This window comes from Streptomyces sp. NBC_00122 (assembly GCF_045160845.1).
Lineage (GTDB): Bacteria > Actinomycetota > Actinomycetes > Streptomycetales > Streptomycetaceae > Streptomyces.
In genome coordinates this window covers 5013890-5033567 of sequence record NZ_CP108191.1, presented here as the reverse complement: position 1 = coordinate 5033567, position 19678 = coordinate 5013890, and the positions used below count along the sequence as shown (strand labels likewise).

Here is a 19678-nt window from a genome sequence, read left to right as displayed (position 1 = left end):
GTGTTTTCCGGTCGATTTCGGTGCTGCGTCGGGGAGGGTGTCCGGCCGGACCGTAACCCCGGTCACCCGCCCGCACCATGACTTTCAATTTCCGCTGAAGTGACCCCCAAGCACCCCTCAAGGCCTCACCACACCCACTCTGACCTGCGGAAACAGCATCCCGCCCGACATGTTTCCGGCCAGTAACCGTGAATAATTCACATTCAACACGAAGAAGAATTCATACCCCGGCATGCGAACTACTCACGTTGCCAAGAAACAAGCCGATGTCTAAAGTGGATGGCGCTGCATGGGGGAGGAGGTGCATGCATTTGTACACGATGCACATCGCGGCAAGGGGGAACTATGGAAAATCCGGTTCACAGGCATCTGGCGGACTGGATCATGGGCGAGGATTTCTCGTGCCTGGCGGCCAAAGCGGCCGTACGCAGAGGAACCCTGACGCCCGTTCAACTCGGCAGCATGGGCAGTGCGGACGCGACGTCCGACCTGCACACCGCAATTTTCGAATTCACGAAAATGGAATTGTCGCCGACCGAGAACTTCGCGACACTCGTCGCGGTATTCGAGGAGACGTCGGCTCTCACCGAGCCGGAATTCGACGCGCTGATGTGGCAGCAGCTCACCGATCTGCACGCCGTGGACGTGGAGCAGGGGTTCTCCTGGGCGCCGGGCGTCTCCCCGGACCCGGCATCGCCGGACTTCGCGTTCAGCCTGGCCGGCCACCCGTTCTTCGTGGTGGGCATGCACGCGAACGCGTCCCGGATCTCCCGGCGGTACCCGCGCCCCGCCCTCGCCTTCAACTCCAACCACCAGTTCCGGCGGCTGAAGCAGTCCGGCGTCTACTACGGCCTCCAGCGCCGTATCCGGCAGCGCGAGGAACGCCTGCAGCGGTCGATCAACCCCAACCTCGCCGAGTTCGGTGAGGCTTCGGATGCCCGCCAGTACTCCGGAGCCGCCACCGGCGAACAGTGGCGCTGCCCCTTCCATCCCCAGGACGGCACGGCCTCCGGCTCCTGAGCCGCCGGCCGGCCCGGCCCCCCTTCTTCGATCACGGAGTGTGCATTCCGTCATGCAACGCGTGCATTTTTCCGGCCAGGACCTGGCGCGCACGGTCGTCAAGGTCGCCGAGCGGCCGCTCGTCGAAACGCTGTTCGCCCTGGACCTGCTGGCCCGTCAGGGGGGCGGCGACGGCTACGCCTCCTGGCGTCAGCGGACCACGAGCCGGCTGGGCCGGCGCTCCTGGTCCCTGATGACGCTGGCCCGCACCCTGCGGCCGATCCCCGACCTGCTGCACATGGCCGAGGACTCCGCGAACCAGGAGCCCGGGACCGAGCGGCAGAACCTGGCCGGGATGCTGGAGGAGTTCCACAAGGCGGCCCTCGCGCCGTACTGGGACCGGGTCTCGGCCACCCTGGAGGCCGACTGCGCCGCCCGCGGCCGCACGGTCCTGGCGGGCGGCATCGAGCAGTTGCTGTCGACGCTGCACCCCACGGTGCGGTGGAACGGCGGCGTCCTGGAGATCCCCAGCCACCGCTCCCAGGACGTGGTCCCGGGCGGCGCCGGTCTGCTGCTGGCGCCGTCCATGTTCCTGTACGACCGGCCGGTGCTGATACCCGCGGCAGGCCGGGGCCGTCCGCCGGTGCTCGCGTACCCCGTCGCCGCCGGTTCGGCCGAGACCGTGCTGGCCGCGCCGTCGGCCGAGCAGAGCTGCGCCGACGCCCTCGGCCCCCTCGTCGGACGGACCCGGGCGGCCATCATGAAGACCCTGACCGACAGCTGCACCACCACCGAACTCGGCCGCCGCATGGGCATCTCGGCGGCATCCGCCAGCCAGCACACCTCCGTGCTGCGCAGTGCCGGGCTGATCACCACCCAGCGGCGGCTCAACACCGCGCGCCACTCGCTCACCCCGCTCGGCGCCGCCCTGCTGGACGGCTACCACCACCGGGACCTGGCGCGCGTGAAGCCCTGACCGTTCAGGGGCACGACGCGGTCAGCTGCGCCAGGCGCGCGTCGATCTGTGCCGCCGTGACGTCGCACATGACGTCGGCGAGCCGACCCTCCACCAGGAACAGCACGACATCGGCGGCGGCCGCCACGGCCGCCGCCGATGTCGTGACGAGCACCGTACGGGCCTCGTCCTCGAGGCCCATCACCGTATACAGGCTCCCGGCGTCCGCCAGGTCGTCGGCGACGAGCAGCTCGGGCCGGGCCGGGTCGGCGGCCGGCAGTCGCTCCCAGCAGGACGGGGCGGGGGTGACGATCCGGTCGTGCCGGCCCACCCACCCCGAAGTCGGTGCCCGGCGGCCGGTCACGCACGCCAGCAGGGTGCTCTTGCCCGCCCCCGGGGGGCCGATGACGGCGGTCACCCCGCCGCGCACGAGGCCGACCGTCACCTCGCTCAGGGCCCGCACCTCACCGTAGTTCTTCGAGACGGCGTCCATTTCCAAGGCATACGGCGAAATTTCCAGGGAGTCACAACCCCCGGCTGCTTCCTTGGTGTTCATTTGCGTGGGCCTCCAGTGCATCGAGCGATATGAAGAAGCTACCGACCGGGCGCGGACCGGGTAAGCACGTGAGGTGCACTTCCGACAGTGGAGCAGGCTCCACCAATGAACGGGGGGCAGAGGGTAATGCCCCCCGTCGATTCCCTGCCTAGTCTTCTCTTCGAGAACAAAAAGGGCTCCCCGGCCCGCAGCGCGCTCAATCCCCCGCGAGCGCCTGCGGGCCGGGGTTTTTTCATGACCTCGGCGTGACGCTGCCGGCGAGGTCGCGGAGCAGGTCGCCGAGCCGGGCCGTGAACCGCTCGATGTCGGCGCGTTCGTGGACGGCCGTCGCGTACGAGACCCCGACCGTCAGCCGATCGCCCTGGACCCCGCACACCACGTCCAGGAGGTGGGCGCGCACCCCGGCTCCGCCCTGCGCGGCGGAGGTGTCCTCCAGCAGGCTCCCGTAGAAGCCGGGGTCGAAGCCGTCGGACCTGCCGACGTAGTTGAAGCTCACGTCGGGCAGCGGGCGGCCCAGCGGTGCGTCCGCGCGCAGGTGGCGCAGGACTCCGTAGCCCAGGCCCTTGTGCGGGACCGCCCGTAGCCCGCGCTTGACCGCGGCGACGTACGGCCGCCAGTCCTCGCCGCCCGGCACGTCCCAGGCGAAGGGGAACAGCGTCGTGAACCAGCCGACCGTGCGCGACAGGTCGGCGCCCTCGACGACCTCCTCCTCACGGCCGTGGCCCTCCAGGGCGACCGCCACCCGGTCCTGGCCGCTCCACCCGGCCAGGGCCCGGCCGAGCGCGGCGAGCAGCACCTCGTTGACCCGCGCCCGGTGGGCGCCGGGGACGGTCTGCAGCAGCGCCCGGGTGGTCCCGGCGTCCAGCCGCAGCGAGACGGTGTCCTCGAAGTCCGCGGTGTTGGCCGGGGAGCCGGAACCCGGCAGGCGCGGTACGCGCTCGGCCTCCCGCCAGTAGGGGATCTCCTCGTCGAAGCGGCCGGCGGCGGCGAGTCCGGTGAGCTTCCCGGACCACTCCTGGAAGGAGGTGGTCCGCTCGCCCGGTTCCGGCCGCTCCCCCGCGGCGATCAGCCCGTAGCAGCGGGCCAGGTCGGCGAGCAGGACGCCCCAGGAGACCACGTCGGTGACCAGGTGGTGGGCGACGAGGGCCAGGCGTACCGGCAGGCCCGCCCCCTGGTCGAAGACCAGGGCCTTGAGCAGCGGTCCGGCGGCGATGTCCAGGCCTTCGTGGGCGGCGGCGAGGTGCCGGGCCATCTCGGCCTCCCGCTCGGCGGGGTCCTCCTGGAAGAGGTCGTACCAGGTGAACCAGTTGCCTTCCTCCCGCTCGACGACGGTCTGCTCCCAGCTGCCGTCGCCGCCGCGGGTGTACCGCGAGCGCAGGCCGTCGTGGTGGTCGTACAGCGCGGCGACGGCCGCCCGCAGGGTCGCGCGGTCGGGCCGCTCGGCGAGTTCGGCGTACGCGGACATCGTGAAGCGGTCGTGGGAGCCGCGTTCGCCGTCCAGGAACCAGCGCTGGACGGGCGTCAGCGGTACGGATCCGGTGACGGGTCCGGTGACGGCGGGCCCGCCCGCCGCGCCGGGCGAGCCCGCCAGTTCGGCCAGGCCCGCCACGGTCGGCGCGGCGAAGAGCTGCCTGGTGGAGATCGCCAGCCCGGCGGCCCGGGTCCGTGCGACGACCTGGATGCTCAGGATGGAGTCGCCGCCGAGCTCGAAGAAGTTGTCGTGGACGCCGACCTCTTCGAGGCCGAGCACGGCCTTCCACACCTCCGCCAGGGTGATCTCGCGCTCCGTGCGCGGGGCGGTGTACGAGGCCGCGCGCGCCGGGAGTCCGGGCGCGGGCAGCGCCCGCCGGTCCACCTTGCCGTTGGGGTTAAGCGGGAGCGCGTCGAGCGTCACCCAGGCCGCCGGGACCATGTACGGCGGCAGGGAACGGGCGGCGTGCTCGCGCAGCGTGTCGGGGTCGGGGAGGGAGGCGGGGTCGTCCCCGACGACGTAGGCGACGAGCCGCTTCACGCCCGGCTGGTCCTCGCGGATCTGGACCAGGGCCCGGCGCACGCCCGGGTGGGCCGCGAGCACGCTCTCGATCTCGCCGGGCTCGATGCGGAACCCGCGCAGTTTGACCTGGTCGTCGGCGCGGCCGGTGAACTCCAGCTGCCCGTCGGGCAGCCAGCGCACCAGGTCTCCGGTGCGGTACAGCCGCTCCCCCGGTGCGAACGGCGAGGCCAGGAAGCGGCTCGCGGTGAGCGCGGGCCGGCCCAGGTAGCCCCGGGCGACGCCCGCGCCGGCGACGTACAGCTCGCCGGGGACGCCGGCCGGTACGGGGCGCAGCCGGGCGTCGAGGACGTAGACGCGCGCGTCCTGGTTGGGGCGGCCGATGGGCACGGCGCTGCCGGGCACGAGGCGGTCGCTAATGGTGGCGGAGATGGTGATCTCGGTGGGCCCGTAGGCGTTGAACATGGCGCGGCCGGGCGCCCAGGCGGCGACCAGCTCGGGCGGGCAGGCCTCGCCGCCCACCACCAGGGTCCGCAGGTCCGGCAGGGGGGCCGGGCCGGCCCCGGCCAGCGCGGCCGGCGGGATCATGGCGTGCGTGACCCGCTGGCGGCCGAGGACCTCGACGAGGTCCTCGCCGAGGACCCGGCCGGGGGCGGGCAGCACGAGGGCGGCGCCCGCGGACCAGGCCATCAGGATCTCCATGACCGAGGCGTCGAAGTTGGCGGACGCGGCCTGGAGCACCCGGGAATCGGCGGTGATCGCGAAGCGGTCCGCCTGGGTGGCGGCGAAGGCGGCCACGCCTCGGTGGGTGACCAGGACTCCCTTGGGCACTCCGGTGGAGCCGGAGGTGTAGATAAGGTAGGCGCCCGCGTCCGGCAGGGGCGGGCCGGCCGGGTCCGGCGCGGCGTCGTCACCGGTGGCGGGGGCGTCGACCAGGAGCGCGGGCACCGCCGAGGTGTCGAGCAGGGCGGCGTTGTCCGCGTCCGTGACCACCAGGGCGGCGCCGGAGTCGGTGAGCATGAACGCCCTGCGGTCGGCCGGGTAGTCGGGGTCCAGCGGCAGGTAGACCGCACCCGCCTTCAGCACGCCGAGGACGGCGGTGATCCAGTCGGCGCCGCGCGGCAGGCAGACCCCGACGACGGTCTCGGCGGTCACGCCCGCGGACCGCAGCCGCCGGGCCAGGGACGCGGCGCGGCCGTCGATCTGGGCGTAGGTCCACCGCGCGGTGTCGGTGACGACGGCCGTCGCCTCGGGCCGCAGCGCCGCCTGCCGCTCGAACAGCGCGTGCAGGGCGGCCGGTTCGATGCCCGAGTCGGTGGCGTTGCGCTCCTCGGTCAGGGTGCGCCGTTCGGCGGCGGACAGCAGGTCCAGGTCGGACAGGGCGCGTGCCGGGTCGTCGGCGAGGGCGGTCAGGACGGTGAGCAGGTGGCCCGCCATCCGGCGGATGGTCGCCGCGTCGAACAGGTCGGTGTTGTAGACGAGGTGGGCGTGCAGGGCCCCGTCGGCCTCGCCGAAGTCGAAGGTGAGGTCGAAGGGGGAGGTCCAGGACCGCAGCGGGTGCTCGGTCCAGCTGACCGACCCGCCGCTGTCGCCGTCGGCCGCCGCCGGGCTCTCGTAGCTGATCACCGCCTGGACGAGGGGGCTGCGGCTGGGGTCGCGTTCGGTGACGACGGCGTCGACGACCCGGTCGAAGGGCGTCTCGGCGTGCGCGAAGGCGTCCAGGACCGTGCGGCGTACGGAGGCCAGCAGCTCGGCGCCGGTCGCGTGCTCGTCGATCCGGGTGCGCAGGGGGAGGGTGTTGACGAAGAAGCCGACGACGTCTTCCAGTTCGGCCCGGTCGCGGCCGGAGGTGACGGTGCCGAGGACCACGTCGGGCCGGCCGCTGTAGCGGGCCAGCAGCAGCTGGGTCGCCGCGGTCAGGCCCATGAACAGGGTGGCGCCCTGCGCGTGGCAGAGGTCGGTGAAGCGGGCCAGGAGCTCCACCGGCACGGCCACCTGCTCGCTCGCGCCGCGCGTGGTGCGCTCGGCCGGGCGGGGCCGGTCGGTGGGCAGCTCCAGCACCGGCGCGTCGGCGAGCTGCTCACGCCAGTAGCCGAGGCCCGCCTCCAAGGCCGGCGGTGTCAGCCGTTCGCGCTGCCAGCGCGCGAAGTCGGCGTACTGCACCGGCGGGGCCGCCGGGGTGCGGCCCGCGTACAGTTCGGCCAGCTCCCGGGTGATCACGTTCAGGGACCAGCCGTCGGTGACGATGTGGTGCATGGACAGGACCAGGATGTGGTCCTCGTCGGTGATCCGGACGAGGGTGGGCCGCAGCAGCGGTCCGCGGCGCAGGTCGAAGACCTCGCCGAACAGGGAGCGGACGAGGGCGTCGACGCCGTCGGGGGCGCACTCGGCCACCGGCAGCGGGACGGGGGCGGGCGGGTGGACCACCTGGACGCCGTGGCCGGCGGCCGCGGCGAAGGTGGTGCGCAGCGACTCGTGCCGGGCGACGAGGGCATCGAGCGCCCGGCGCAGCGCGGCCGGGTCCAGCGGGCCGGTCAGCCGCAGGGCGGTGCCGGAGTTGTATTCGGTGCTGTCCGGGTCGAGGTCGGCCGCGAACCACATGCGGGCCTGCGCGTACGACAGCGGCAGGGCGCCGTCGCGGGCGGTGGGCACGACCGGGTCGGCGGGCGCGGCCGCGGCCCCGGCGAGTGCGGCGAGCCCGGCGACGGTGGGCGCGTTGAACAGCTCGCGCACGCTGGTGTCGTAGCCTGCGGCGCGCATCCGGGAGACGGCGCGGGTGCTGAGGATGGAGTCGCCGCCGAGTTCGAAGAAGTTGTCGTGCACCCCGACGCGTTCGGCGCCCAGTACCTCGGCCCAGACGGCGGCGATGGCCGTCTCGGCCTCCGTACGGGGGGCGGTGTAGGCGTCGGTGAGCGCGGCCGGGTCGGGCGCGGGCAGGGCGCGCCGGTCCACCTTGCCGCTCTGGTTGAGCGGGAAGGCGTCGAGGAGCATCCAGGCCGTCGGGACCATGTAGTCGGGCAGGGCGTCGGCGGCGTAGGCGCGCAGCCGCGCCGTGTCGAGTCCGGCGCCGCCGACGACGTACGCGACGAGCCGCTTGACGCCGGGGCGGTCCTCGCGGGCGACCACGACGGCCTGGGTGACCTCGGGGTGGCGGGCCAGGACGGTCTCGATCTCACCGAGTTCGATGCGGAAGCCGCGGACCTTGACCTGGTCGTCGCGCCGGCCGAGGAACTCCACCGTCCCTTCGCGGGTCCAGCGGACCAGGTCGCCGGTGCGGTACATGCGTGTCCCGGTGAACGGGCAGGCCACGAAGCGGCCGGCGGTCAGGCCGGGCTTGCCGACGTAGCCGCGGGCGAGGCCCGCGCCCTCGATGTACAGCTCGCCGACGACTCCGGCGGGGACCGGGCGCAGGGCCGTGTCGAGGACGAAGGCGCGCGCGTTGCCGACCGGGCGGCCGATCAGCGGCCGCTCACTGCCCTGCGCCGTCCAGGTCAGCGAGTCGCAGGTGCATTCGGTGGGCCCGTAGAAGTTGTACGCGGCGATCTCGGGGTGGGCGCGCAGGGTGTCCCAGATCTGTCCGTCGACGGCCTCGCCGCCGAAGACGATCACGCTGGGCACGTGGACCGGGTCCTCCAGCAGGCCGTCGGCGATCAGCTCGCGCAGGTACGTGGGCGCCTCGTCGATGACGTCGACGCGCCGCTCGCGCAGGTAGTCGCGGAAGGCCCGCAGGTCGATGTGGGTGTCGTGGTCGACGGTGTGCAGCTGGTGGCCGCCGACCAGCCAGAGCAGGGCGACGCAGGAGGCGTCGAAGGAGATCGACGCGGTCTGCGCCATCCGCAGCTGGCGGCCCCGGGAGGCGGGTTCGAACATGCGCCGGCGGTGGTGCGCGAAGAGGTTGCGGAAGGCGCCGTGCCGGATGAGCGTGCCCTTGGGCAGGCCGGTGGAGCCGGAGGTGTAGATGACGTAGGCGAGGTGGTCGGCGGTCAGCGGCGGTACGGGACCGGGCGCCTGCGGGGCGAGGTCCTCGTCCGCACCGCGGTCCAGGGTCAGCAGGGTGCCGGCGTAGTCGGCGAACCGCTGCGCGAGGTGTTCCTGGACGAGCACGGTCGCCGTACCGGAGTCGGCCAGCATGTGCCGTACCCGCTCGGCCGGGTAGGCGGGGTCGATGGGCAGGCAGGCGGCCCCGGCCTTCAGGATGCCGAGCAGGGCGACGACCACGTCCGCCCCGCGTTCGGCGCAGACGCCGACGACCGTGTCGGGTCCGGCGCCCTGGGCGCGCAGACGGTGGGCGAGGCGTCCGGCGGCTCGGTCGAGTGCGGCGAAGGTGAGCCGCTCCTCTCCGTCGACGAGGGCGACCGCGTCGGGGGTGCGGGCGGCCTGGGCGGCGAACAGCTCGGGCAGCAGCGGTTCCGGGACCGGGGCGGCGGTGTCGTTCCAGCCGTGCGTGAGGGTGTGCTCCTCCTCGGCGCCCAGCATCCGGACGGCGGACAGGGGCTTGTCCGCGTCGGCCATCTCGCCGAGTACGCGGACCAGGTGGGCGCCGAGCCGGTGGACGGTGGCGGCGTCGAAGAGGCCCGTGTTGTAGTTGATCACCATGGCCAGGGAGCCGTCGCGGTCGGCGAAGTCGACGGCCAGTTCGAACTGTGCGGTGTCCACCTCGAAGGGCTGGTCCCGCCAGGTCAGGCCGGCGCCGGTGGCGGGCCGCGGGGCGGTCTCCATGCTGACCAGTGCCTGGACGAGGGGGCTGCGGCTGGGGTCGCGCTCGGTCACGACGGCGTCCACGACCCGGTCGAAGGGGATCTCGTCGTGGGCGAAGGCGTCCAGGACGATCTCGCGGACGTCGTCCAGCAGCGCGGCGACGCTGCGCCGCTCGTCGATGCGGGTGCGCAGGGCGACGGTGTTGACGAAGAAGCCGATCAGGCCCTCCAGTTCGGCGCGGGAGCGGCCGGAGGTGACGGTGCCGACGACGACGTCCTGCTGGCCGCTGTAGCGGGACAGCACCAGCTGCACCGCCGCGACCAGCCCCATGAACAGGGTCACGCCGCGTGCCTTGCACACCTCGGCGAAGCGGTCCACGGCCTCGGCCGGGACGTCGATGTCCGCGAGCGCCCCGGCCCAGGTCCGCTCGGCGGGGCGCGGCCGGTCCGTCGGCAGTTCCAGCACGGGTACGCCGGCCAGCCGCTCGCGCCAGTGCGCGACTCCCGCCGCGAGGGCGTCCGGGGTCAGGTTCGCACGCTGCCAGGCGACGAAGTCGGCGTACTGGACGGCCGGTTCGGGCAGTTCGACGCCCTGGTAGAGCTGGTCGAGCTCGCGGACGGCCACGCCCATCGACCAGCCGTCGGTGATCATGTGGTGCATCGCGAGGACGAGGACGTGCTCCTCCTCCTCGACCCGCAGCAGGGTGGCCCGCAGCAGCGGTCCCGTGCGCAGGTCGAAGACCCGGCCCAGGGCGGCGCGGATGCGGCCGGGCAGCTCGGCGGCCGTGCAGGCGGCCACCGGCAGGTCGACGGGGGCGGGCGGGTGGATGACCTGGACGGCTTCGCCGTCGGCTTCCGCGAAGGTGGTGCGCAGCGACTCGTGGCGGGCGACGAGGGCGTCGAGCGCCCGGCGCAGCGCGGCCAGGTCCAGCGGACCGGTCAGCCGCAGGGCGCCGCCCGAGTTGTACTCGGTGCTCTCCGGGTCGAGTTCGGCCGCGAACCACAGGCGGGCCTGGGCGGAGGACACGGGCAGTGCGCCGTCACGGGCGACCGGCACGACCGGGCCGCGGGTGTCGGGGAGATCGGTGGCGGTCTCGATCCGGGTGGCCAGGGCGGAGACGGTGGGGTGGTCGAAGAGGGTGCGGACGCTGGCCGCGTAGCCGGCCCGGCGCAGCCGGGAAACGGCCTGGATGCTGAGCAGCGAATCGCCGCCGAGGTCGAAGAAGTCGTCGTCGGCGCCGATCCGGCCGGCGCCGAGCAGCTCGGCGAAGACGGCGGCCACGGCACGCTCGGCCTCGGTGGCGGGCGCCACGTACTCCCGTACGAGGGCGGACAGGTCGGGGGCGGGCAGGGCTGCCCGGTCGACCTTGCCGTTGGCGTTGAGCGGGAAGGCGTCGAGGACCACGCAGACGGCGGGAACCATGTACTCGGGCAGCGAGCGGCCCGCGAACTCCCGCAGCTCGGCGGGGTGGACGCCGTCGGCGACGACGTAGCCGACGAGCCGCCGGCTACCGGGCCGGTCCTCGCGGACCATGGCCACGGCCTGGGACACGCCCGGGTGGCGGGTCAGCGCGGCTTCGACCTCACCGGGCTCGATGCGGTGGCCGCGCACCTTGACCTGGTGGTCGGTGCGGCCGAGGAAGGCCAGCTGCCCGTCGGCTCCCCGGCGGACCAGGTCGCCGGTGCGGTACATGCGCCCGCCGGTGAACGGGTTCGCCACGAAGGCGGCGGCGGTCAGGCCGGGCCGGCCCGTGTAGCCGCGCGCCACTCCGGGCCCGGCGAGGTACAGCTCGCCGGCGGTGCCGTCGGGCACCGGCCGCAGCCAGGTGTCCAGGACGAACGTGCGGGCGCCGTCGACGGCGCGGCCGATGGGCGGGGTGACGGTGGCCGGGTCGAGGGGGTCGCTGAGGGTGGCGGCGACCGTGGTCTCGGTGGGCCCGTAGGCGTTGACCAGGATCCGGCCGGGCGCCCAGCGGGCCGGGATCTCGGCCGGCATCGCCTCGCCGCCGGAGACGAGGGCGCGCAGGTGCGGCAGCGGTACGTCGGGCAGGGTGGAGATCGCGGCCAGCGGCAGCATGGCGTGGGTGATCCGCTGCTCGTCGAGGAGCCGGGCGAGGGGCTCGCCGACGGTGTGTTCGGGTCCGGCGAGGACGAGGGCGGCACCCGCCGTCCAGGCGTTGACGAGGTCGCCCATGGCGACGTCGAAGCCGGGGGAGACGCTCTGCAGGATGCGCGAGTCGCCGTCGAGGTCCAGGGCGCGGACGTGGGACGTACCGAGGTCGCGCAGGCCGCGGTGGGACACGGCGACACCCTTGGGGGTGCCGGTGGAGCCCGAGGTGTAGATGACGTAGGCGGCCGCGTCCGGGTGGTCGGGGCGGGCCGGGGGCACTGGGCTGACGGGCGCGCCGAGCGCCAGGAGGTCCGCGGCGTTCAAGGCGGGCGCGGTGTCGGCGTTGCCCAGGATCAGGCCTGCGCCCGCGTCGGCGGCCATGAAGGCGAGCCGCTCGGCGGGGTGGGCCGGGTCGAGGGGCAGGTACACGGCGCCCGTCTTGGCGACGGCCAGGAGACAGACCAGCCAGTCCACTCCGCGCGGCAGGCTGACGCCGACCACCGTCTCGGGGCCCGCGCCCACGTCGGCGAGCCAGTGGGCCAGGCCGTTGGCGCGGGCGTCCAGCTCCCCGTACGACAGTTCGGTGCCGTCGCAGACGACGGCGAGCGACTCGGGGCGCCGGGCGGCCTGGGCCTCGAACAGGCCCGGCAGGGTCACGGTCTCCCGCGGCCCGGCGGCGGTGGCCGCCGCCGCGGCGAACCGGTCGCGCTCGGCCTCGGTGAGCAGCGGGACGCGGGCCAGCAGCTCCTCCTCCAGCAGGGCGCGGACCAGCGCGGCGAGACGCCCGGCCAGCCCCCGCGCGGTGGTGTCGCCGAAGACCCGTGGGTCGTAGGACAGGCGCAGGGAGACGCCCGGGGCGTCGCCACCGACGAGTTGACGGCCGGTGAAGGCGGTCAGGGAGAGCGGGTAGTCGCCGCCCTGGACGGCGGCCTCCGCCTCGGTGACGGCGAGGCCGTGGCGGGCGGCGAGGTCGTCGTCGACGGGGTAGTTCTCGAAGACGAGGACGCTTTCGAAGAGCCGGGTACCGGGCGGCAGGTCGGCGAGCGAGGTCAGCTCGGGCAGGGAGAGGTACTCGTGCGCCCGGGACTGCCACTGCTCTGCCTGGAGCTGCTGGAGCCAGTCGGCCACCGGCGTGGCCGGGTCGAGGACCGTACGGACCGGCACGGTGTTGATGAACAGGCCCAGCGTGCCGTCCGCGTCGGGCAGTTCGGCGGGGCGGCCGGAGGTGGTGGCGCCGAAGACGATGTCGCGCCGGCCGGTGCAGGCGGACAGGAGCAGCGCCCAGGCACCCTGGATCACCGCGTTCACGGTGAGCCGGTGGCGGCGCGCGAACGTACCGACGTCCGTGGCGAGCGTGCCCGGCAGATCGACGTCGAGGTGGCGGATGCCGTGCGCCGGTCCGGTGCCGGGTACGGCGTCGGGTGCGGCCGGGAGGGTGAGCGCGGTGTCGTACCCGCGCAGGACGGAGCGCCAGTGCGCGCGGTCGGCGGCGGTGTCGCGGGAGGCGAGCCAGGCCAGGTAGTCCCGGTAGGGGGCACGGTCCTGGGGGCGGCCGCCCGCGTAGCGGGTGAAGACGTCGTCGAGCAGCTGGGGGGTGCTCCAGCCGTCGAGGAGGAGGTGGTGGAAGGTCCACACGAGCTGGACGCGGCCGCCGCCGAGATCGGCGAGGGACAGGCGCGTCAGGGGCGCCTCGTCGAGGCTGATGCCGTGGAAGTCGGTGGTCCGGCGGTCCTGGAGGCGTTCGGCGCGTGCGGCGGCTCCGAGCGCCGTCCAGTCCTCGGTGTGGACGGGGATCTCGACGCGCTCGTGGACCAGCGCGGCCGGTTCGTCGGCCTGTTCCCAGACGACGGAGACGCGCAGGGCGTCGGAGGCGTTGACGGCCTCCTGCCAGGCGGCGGCGAGCCGGTCGATGTCGAGGACGCCTTCGAGGACGAAGGACATCTGCTCGACGTAGGCCGTCCCGGAGGGGTCTTCCAGGGAGTGGAAGAGCAGGCCCTGCTGCATCGGGGAGAGCGGGTGCACGTCGGCGATGCCGCGCCCGTCGCCGATCACCCGGTCGACGGTGGCCTGGTCCCAGGCGACGAGCGGGAAGTCCGACGGCGTCCGGCCGCCCACGCCCTCGCTCAGGCAGTACGCGACCGCCTCGCGCAGGGTGTCGCGGTAGTGCGCGGCGAACTCCCGGGCTCGGGCCGGGCCGTGGCCGTGGTCGTGCTCGGAGGCCGGGTGGTAGAGGTCGATGCGCAGGCGGCCGTCCTCGACCCGGCCGACGACGTCCCAGACGTGGGGGCGCTCTTCGGCGGGGGCGTGGTCGTTCTCGGCCGGGAGCATGCCGGCGAAGACGTCGGGGTGGCCGCCCGCATCGAAACGGCCGAGGTAGTTGAAGCTGACCTGGGCCGGATCGGCGAGATCCGCACCGTGCAGGTGGCGCAGGGCGCCGAAACCGATGCCCCGGTCGGGAATGGCACGGAGTATCTCCTTCGTCGACCGGATCTGCTCACTCCAGTCACCGCTCGCACCGAGCGCGACCGGATAGATCGACGTGAACCAGCCGACCGTACGCGAAACGTCCGCCCCGATCACCGACTCCTCACGGCCATGGCCCTCCACGTCCACGACGACGCGGCCACGGCCGGTCCAGGAGCCCAGGGCGCGGCCCAGGGCGGCCAGGAGGATGTCGTTGACCTGGGTCCGGAAGACGGCGGGGACCTTGTGGAGGAGGGCCTCGGTCTCTTCCGGGGACAGGGTGACGGTTTCGATGGCGGATGCGGCCACGGTGTTGGCGCCGGCCGGCACGTCGAACAGCGGCCCGGCGCCGTCGACGACCGAAGCCCAGTAGTCCAGCTGACCCGAGAAGTCGTGCGCGGCGAGCTTCGCGGTCCACGCCGGGAACGACAACGACACCGCATCCAGCTCCACCTCACGCCCGGCCACCAGCTCCCGATAGGCCAGCGCGACGTCCTCCAGAAGGATCCGCCACGAGACACCGTCCACCACCATGTGATGCACCGCGACCAACAGCCGGTCCCCGCTCAGAACGGCCCGCACCAGCGGCCCGCCCTCAAGCCGGAACGACTCCTGAACCACCCCCTCCACATCCCGCTCGACGACCACCACACCCGGCTCACCCGCCGACTGCCGCCAGCCCTCCGCCGTGTCCGCGAAACGGACCCACAGCCCCTCGTGATGCGACAGCACCACCGACACGGCCTCCGACAGCACACCCACATCGACACCCTCGGCGACCTTCACATGCATCGACATACCGAAGTGATCCGGCGCCACCGGATGCGTCTCCAGGAACCACTCCTGCACCGGAGACAGCACCACCGGACCGGACACAACCTCCACCGCACCCACAGCAGACGCCTCACCCACCACAGCAGCCACACCCGCCACGGTCTGCCGCACCAGCACATCCTGCGGAGAAACCACCAGCCCCGCCCGCCGCAACCGCGACACCACCTGAATACTCAGGATCGAATCGCCACCCAGCTCGAAGAAGTTGTCCCGCACACCCACCCGCTCGACGCCCAGCACCTGCGCCCACACCTCAGCCACCACCCGCTCCACCTCGGAACGCGGAGCGACATACCCCTTCGAAACAGCCGCACCCAGATCAGGCTCCGGCAACGCCCGCCGGTCCACCTTCCCGTTCGCCGTCAACGGGAACGTACCCACCACCACGAACGCCGTCGGAACCATGTAATCCGGCAGCGACTTGGCAACGAACTCACGCAGACCCACCTGGTCCAGACCGTCCCCGACGACGTACCCGACCAGCCGCTTCACTCCCGGCCGGGCTTCGCGCACCGTCACCACGGCCTGCTGCACGTCCGGATGCGCGGCCAGCGCCGACTCGATCTCACCGATCTCGATCCGGAAACCACGCACCTTGACCTGATGGTCGGCCCGCCCCACGAACTCCAGCTGTCCGTCGGCCAGCCACCGCACCACGTCACCGGTCCGGTACATCCGCTCCCCGGCTCCGAAGGGCGAGGCGACGAAGCGGCCCGCGCTCAGCCCGGGATGCCCCACGTAGCCGCGGGTCAGTCCCTCACCCGCGATGTAGAGCTCCCCCGCGACGCCGGCCGGCACCGGCCGCAGCCAGGAGTCGAGCACGTAGGCGCCGGTGCGCCCGATGGGCGAGCCGATCGGCACGGACGCGCCCACGGAGGCGGCGTCGACGGGGTGGACCGCCGCGAAGACGGTGGTCTCGGTGGGCCCGTACCCGTTCACCAGCCGTACGTGCGGCAGTCGTTCGAGCACGGTCCGGCAGTGCTGCGGGGCCAGCGCGTCGCCGCCCGCCATCAGCAGCCGGAGCCCGGCCAGCATGGTCACGTCCGTGTCGACCACCTCGTGGAACAGGCCGGCGGTCAGCCAGGCGACCGTCACCCCGTGGTGGCGCAGCAGCGCGCCGAGTTCCTCGACCGACAGCACGCGGGCGGCGGACACCACGAGCGCGGCGCCGTTGGCGAAGGCGCTCCAGATCTCCAGGGCGCTCGCGTCGAAGGACAGCGTCGCGAACTGGCCGACGACGTCCGCCGCCGTGGTGGCGAGCCGAGGGTCGCGGGCCACGCGCAGCACTCCGGCGTGCGGCAGCACGATGCCCTTGGGCCGGCCGGTGGAGCCGGAGGTGTAGAAGACGTAGGCGCCGTTCTGCGGGGTGAGTGCGACCTGCGGCGGTCCCTGCACGTGGATGGAGCAGACGGCGGCGCGCTCCTCCAGTTCGTCGAAGAGCAGCACCGGCGCCTCGGCGCCGGGGATCGTATCGCGGGTCGAGTCGTCGGCCAGCAGCAGTTCGACCCCGGCGTCCCGCGCCATGTACGCGAGGCGCTCGGCCGGATAGCCGGTGTCGAGCGGTACGAAGATCCCGCCCGCCTTCAGTACGGCGAGCAGCGCCACGATCGGCTCGGCGCCGCGCGGCAGGCAGACCCCGACCCGGGTCTCCGGACCCACCCCGTGCTCGCGCAGCGCGTGGGCCAGGCGGCTCGTGCGCACGTCCAGTTCGCCGTACGTGAACTGCTCCTCACCGCAGACCAGCGCGACGGCGTGCGGGGCGCGGGCCACCTGCTCGGCGAAGACGTCCGTGAGGACGGCGCCGGCCGGTCCGTCGGCGCCCTCGGCCCAGTCGCCGAGGATCACGGCGCGCTCGGGCGCGGAGAGCCGGGGGATGCGGGAGAGCGGCTGCTCCGGCTGGTCCGCGAGGGCGCCGAGGACGGCGGCCAGGTGGTCGGCCATGCGGTGGATGGTGTCGGCGTCGAACAGGTCGGTGTTGTAGTTGAGGGACAGCCGCATGCCGTCGGCCTGCTCCCAGAACTCCAGGGTCAGCTCGAACTGCGCGTCCTGGCGCGGAAGGTCGGCCGCCTCGAAGCCCAGCCCGCGGACTCCGTCCGCCTGCCAGGGGCGCTTCTGGAGCACCATCATGGCCTGGACGAGGGGGGTGCGGGAGGGGTCCCGCTCGGTGACGACGGCGTCGACGACGCGGTCGAAGGGGACGGCCGCGTGCGCGAAGGCGTCGAGGACGGTCTCGCGTACGGACGCCAGCAGCTGCGTGCCGGTCGCGGCCTCGTCGATCCGGGTGCGCAGGGCGAGGGTGTTGACGAAGAACCCGAGCAGGTCCTCCAGTTCGGGCCGGTCGCGGCCGATGGTGGCCGTACCGAGGACCACGTCCCGCTGGCCGCTGGTGCGCGCCAGCATCAGCTGGACGGCGGCGGTCAGGCCCATGAAGAGGGTGGCGCCGCGCGTCCGGCAGGCCTCGGCCAGCCGGTCGAGCAGGGCGGCGGGCAGGTCGAGGGCGTAGGTGCTGCCGGCGCGGGTGCGGACGGCGGGGCGGGGGCGGTCGGTGGGCAGATCCAGTACGGGCGCGTCGGCGAGCTGCTCGCGCCAGTAGGCCAGGCCGCCCTCGTCCAGGGCCCGGGGGGTCAGCGTGGCGCGCTGCCAGACGGCGTAGTCGGCGTACTGGACGGGCAGTTCGGGCAGGGATTCACCGGCGTAGAGGGCGGCGAGTTCCCGGGCCAGGACGTTCACCGACCAGCCGTCGGTGACGATGTGGTGCATCGAGAGGATCAGGAGGTGCTCGTCGGGGGCGGTGCGCAGCAGGGTGGGACGCAGCAGCGGTCCGGTGCCGAGGTCGAACGGGGTCCGCAGTTCGGCGTCCATCACGGCGGCGGCCTCGGCGGCGGTGGCCTCACGGACGGGCAGGGCGACGGGGGCGGCGGGGTGGATGATCTGCACGCCCTGGCCGTCGACGGTGGCGAAGGTGGTACGGAGCGACTCGTGGCGGGCGACCAGCTCGCCGAGGGCGGCTTCGAGCGCGGCGACGTCGAGGTCACCGCGCAGGCGGACGGCGCCGCCGGTGTTGTACTCGGTGCCCTCGGGGTCGATCTCGGCGGCGAACCACATCCGGGCCTGCGCGAACGACAGCGGCAGGGCGCCGCCGCGGGCGGCCGGCGACGGTCCGCCCGCGGCGCGCCCGGTGTCGGCCTGCGCGGCGGCGGCGAGCGCGGCGGTGGTGGGGCGGTCGAACAGATCGCGGACGCTGATGTCCACTCCGGTGCGGCGCAGTCGTGAGGCGGCCTGGACGGCGCGGATGGAGTCACCACCGAGCCGGAAGAAGTGATCGTGGACACCAACCCGGTCGAGCCCCAGCACCTCCGCGAAGACCCCGGCAACCACCGCCTCACGCTCATCACGCGGAGCGACGTAAACCTCCGCCAGATGCGACAGATCCGGCTCCGGCAGCGCCTTGCGGTCCACCTTCCCGTTCGCCGTCAGCGGCAGCACATCCAGCACCACACACACCGCCGGAACCATGAACTCCGGCAGAGACTTGGCAGCGAACTCACGCAACGCCTCAGCACTCACACCCTCACCGACCGCGTACGCGACCAGCTGCTTCGTACCCCGCGCATCCGCCCGCACCACCGCAACGGCCTGCGACACCGAAGGATGCGCCGCCAAAGCCTCCTCGACCTCACCCAGCTCCACCCGGAACCCGCGCACCTTGACCTGGTCGTCCGCCCGGCCCACGAACTCCAGCACACCCTGCGACACCCACCGCACCACATCACCCGTGCGGTACATCCGCTCGCCCGAACCACCCGGCACCGCCACGAACCGGCCCGCCGTCAGACCCGCCCGACCCCCGTACCCATGCGCCAGACCAATACCCGACACATACAACTCACCCTCGACACCCACACCCACCGGCCGCAGCCCACCGTCCAGCACGCGAAGCCGCGTATCCGGAGTCGGGCCACCCAGCAGGACGGGGCCTTCGACCACATGCGAGGACGCCGTGATCGACGATTCCGTCGGACCGTACACATTCACGAGCCGTACATCGGGCACCTCGTCCAGGACCTTCCGGCAATGCCGCGGCGACAGCGCGTCACCACCCGACATCACCAGACGCACACCCGAGAACACCGACACATCCGCATCCACCACCTCGTGGAACAACCCCGCCGTCAGCCACAGCACACTCACCCCGTGCGCCCGCACAAACGCACCCAGCTCATCCACCGACAGCATCCGCTCAACGGAAACAGCCAACGCCGCACCATTCAGCAGCGCATTCCACATCTCCAACGCACCCGCATCAAAAGACAACGTACTCAACTGCGAAACCACATCATCCGGACCCAGCCCGAAATTCGGATCACGCACCACCCGCACAAAACCCTCATGCGGCAGCACCACACCCTTCGGACGCCCCGTCGAACCCGACGTGTAGAACACATACGCCGCACTCTGCGGAAACACCCCCACCACCGGCGCCGACCCCGGCCGGCCGGAGACATCGGTGACCGCGAGGAGTGCGGGCGCGCCCGCCCGGCGCATCACGTCCGTCGTGGAGGCGTCGACCAGCACGGCCGACAGTCCGGCGTCCGTGACCATGAACTCCAGCCGGTCGACGGGGTATTCGGGGTCCAGCGGGACGGCGGCGGCGCCGGCCTTCAGGACGGCGAGGAGCGCCACGACCGGCTCCACACCGCGCGGCAGGCAGACACCCACCCGCGATCCGGGCACGATCCCCTGCGCGAGCAGCTCGTGGGCGAGCCGGTTCGCCCGTACGTCCAGCTCCGTGTAGGACACCCGCTCGCCAGCACACACCACGGCGGGCGCCTCAGGCGTCCGCGCCACCCATTCCGCGAAGATCTCGGTAATCACCACTCCACCGAAACCGGACACCCGGACCACTCCCCCACGCATAGAAAACCCAATCGATCAGCAATCGAGCACACCATCAACAAGGCGCCCGGCACAACGAACTAAAGGCACAGCCAAATTCATTCTTCAGCGGAGGCTGAAATGCCCGCGGAAACGCGCGCGGGAGGGGATGGGCAATGCCCTTCCCCTCCCGCGCGGC

General features: G+C 72.9%; 4 protein-coding genes. 2 read left to right on the top strand and 2 right to left on the bottom strand.

The window, feature by feature from the left end; genetic code table 11:
- Nucleotides 1-279: 279 nt before the first annotated feature.
- Together gntA and OG737_RS23615 are read left to right on the top strand one after the other, a co-directional pair.
- Nucleotides 280-1020: a guanitoxin biosynthesis heme-dependent pre-guanitoxin N-hydroxylase GntA gene (gene gntA / locus OG737_RS23620; RefSeq protein ID WP_405921940.1), complete on the top strand. Its 741-nt coding sequence runs from the start codon at nucleotides 280-282 to the stop codon at nucleotides 1018-1020.
- Nucleotides 1021-1072: 52 nt separating this feature from the next.
- Complete coding sequence (locus OG737_RS23615; RefSeq protein ID WP_328928134.1) at nucleotides 1073-1975, top strand: DUF5937 family protein; 903 nt, start codon at nucleotides 1073-1075, stop codon at nucleotides 1973-1975.
- A gap of 4 nt (nucleotides 1976-1979) precedes the next feature.
- On the opposite strand, the gene OG737_RS23610 is transcribed toward OG737_RS23615, so the two are convergent.
- Both OG737_RS23610 and OG737_RS23605 read right to left on the bottom strand, forming a co-directional pair.
- Nucleotides 1980-2447, bottom strand: coding sequence for an ATP-binding cassette domain-containing protein (locus OG737_RS23610; RefSeq protein ID WP_328928133.1), 468 nt, complete (start codon nucleotides 2445-2447; stop codon nucleotides 1980-1982).
- Nucleotides 2448-2742: 295 nt separating this feature from the next.
- Entirely contained in the window at nucleotides 2743-19479 is a 16737-nt protein-coding gene (locus tag OG737_RS23605; RefSeq protein WP_328928132.1) for a non-ribosomal peptide synthase/polyketide synthase, read from the bottom strand.
- Nucleotides 19480-19678: the final 199 nt, after the last annotated feature.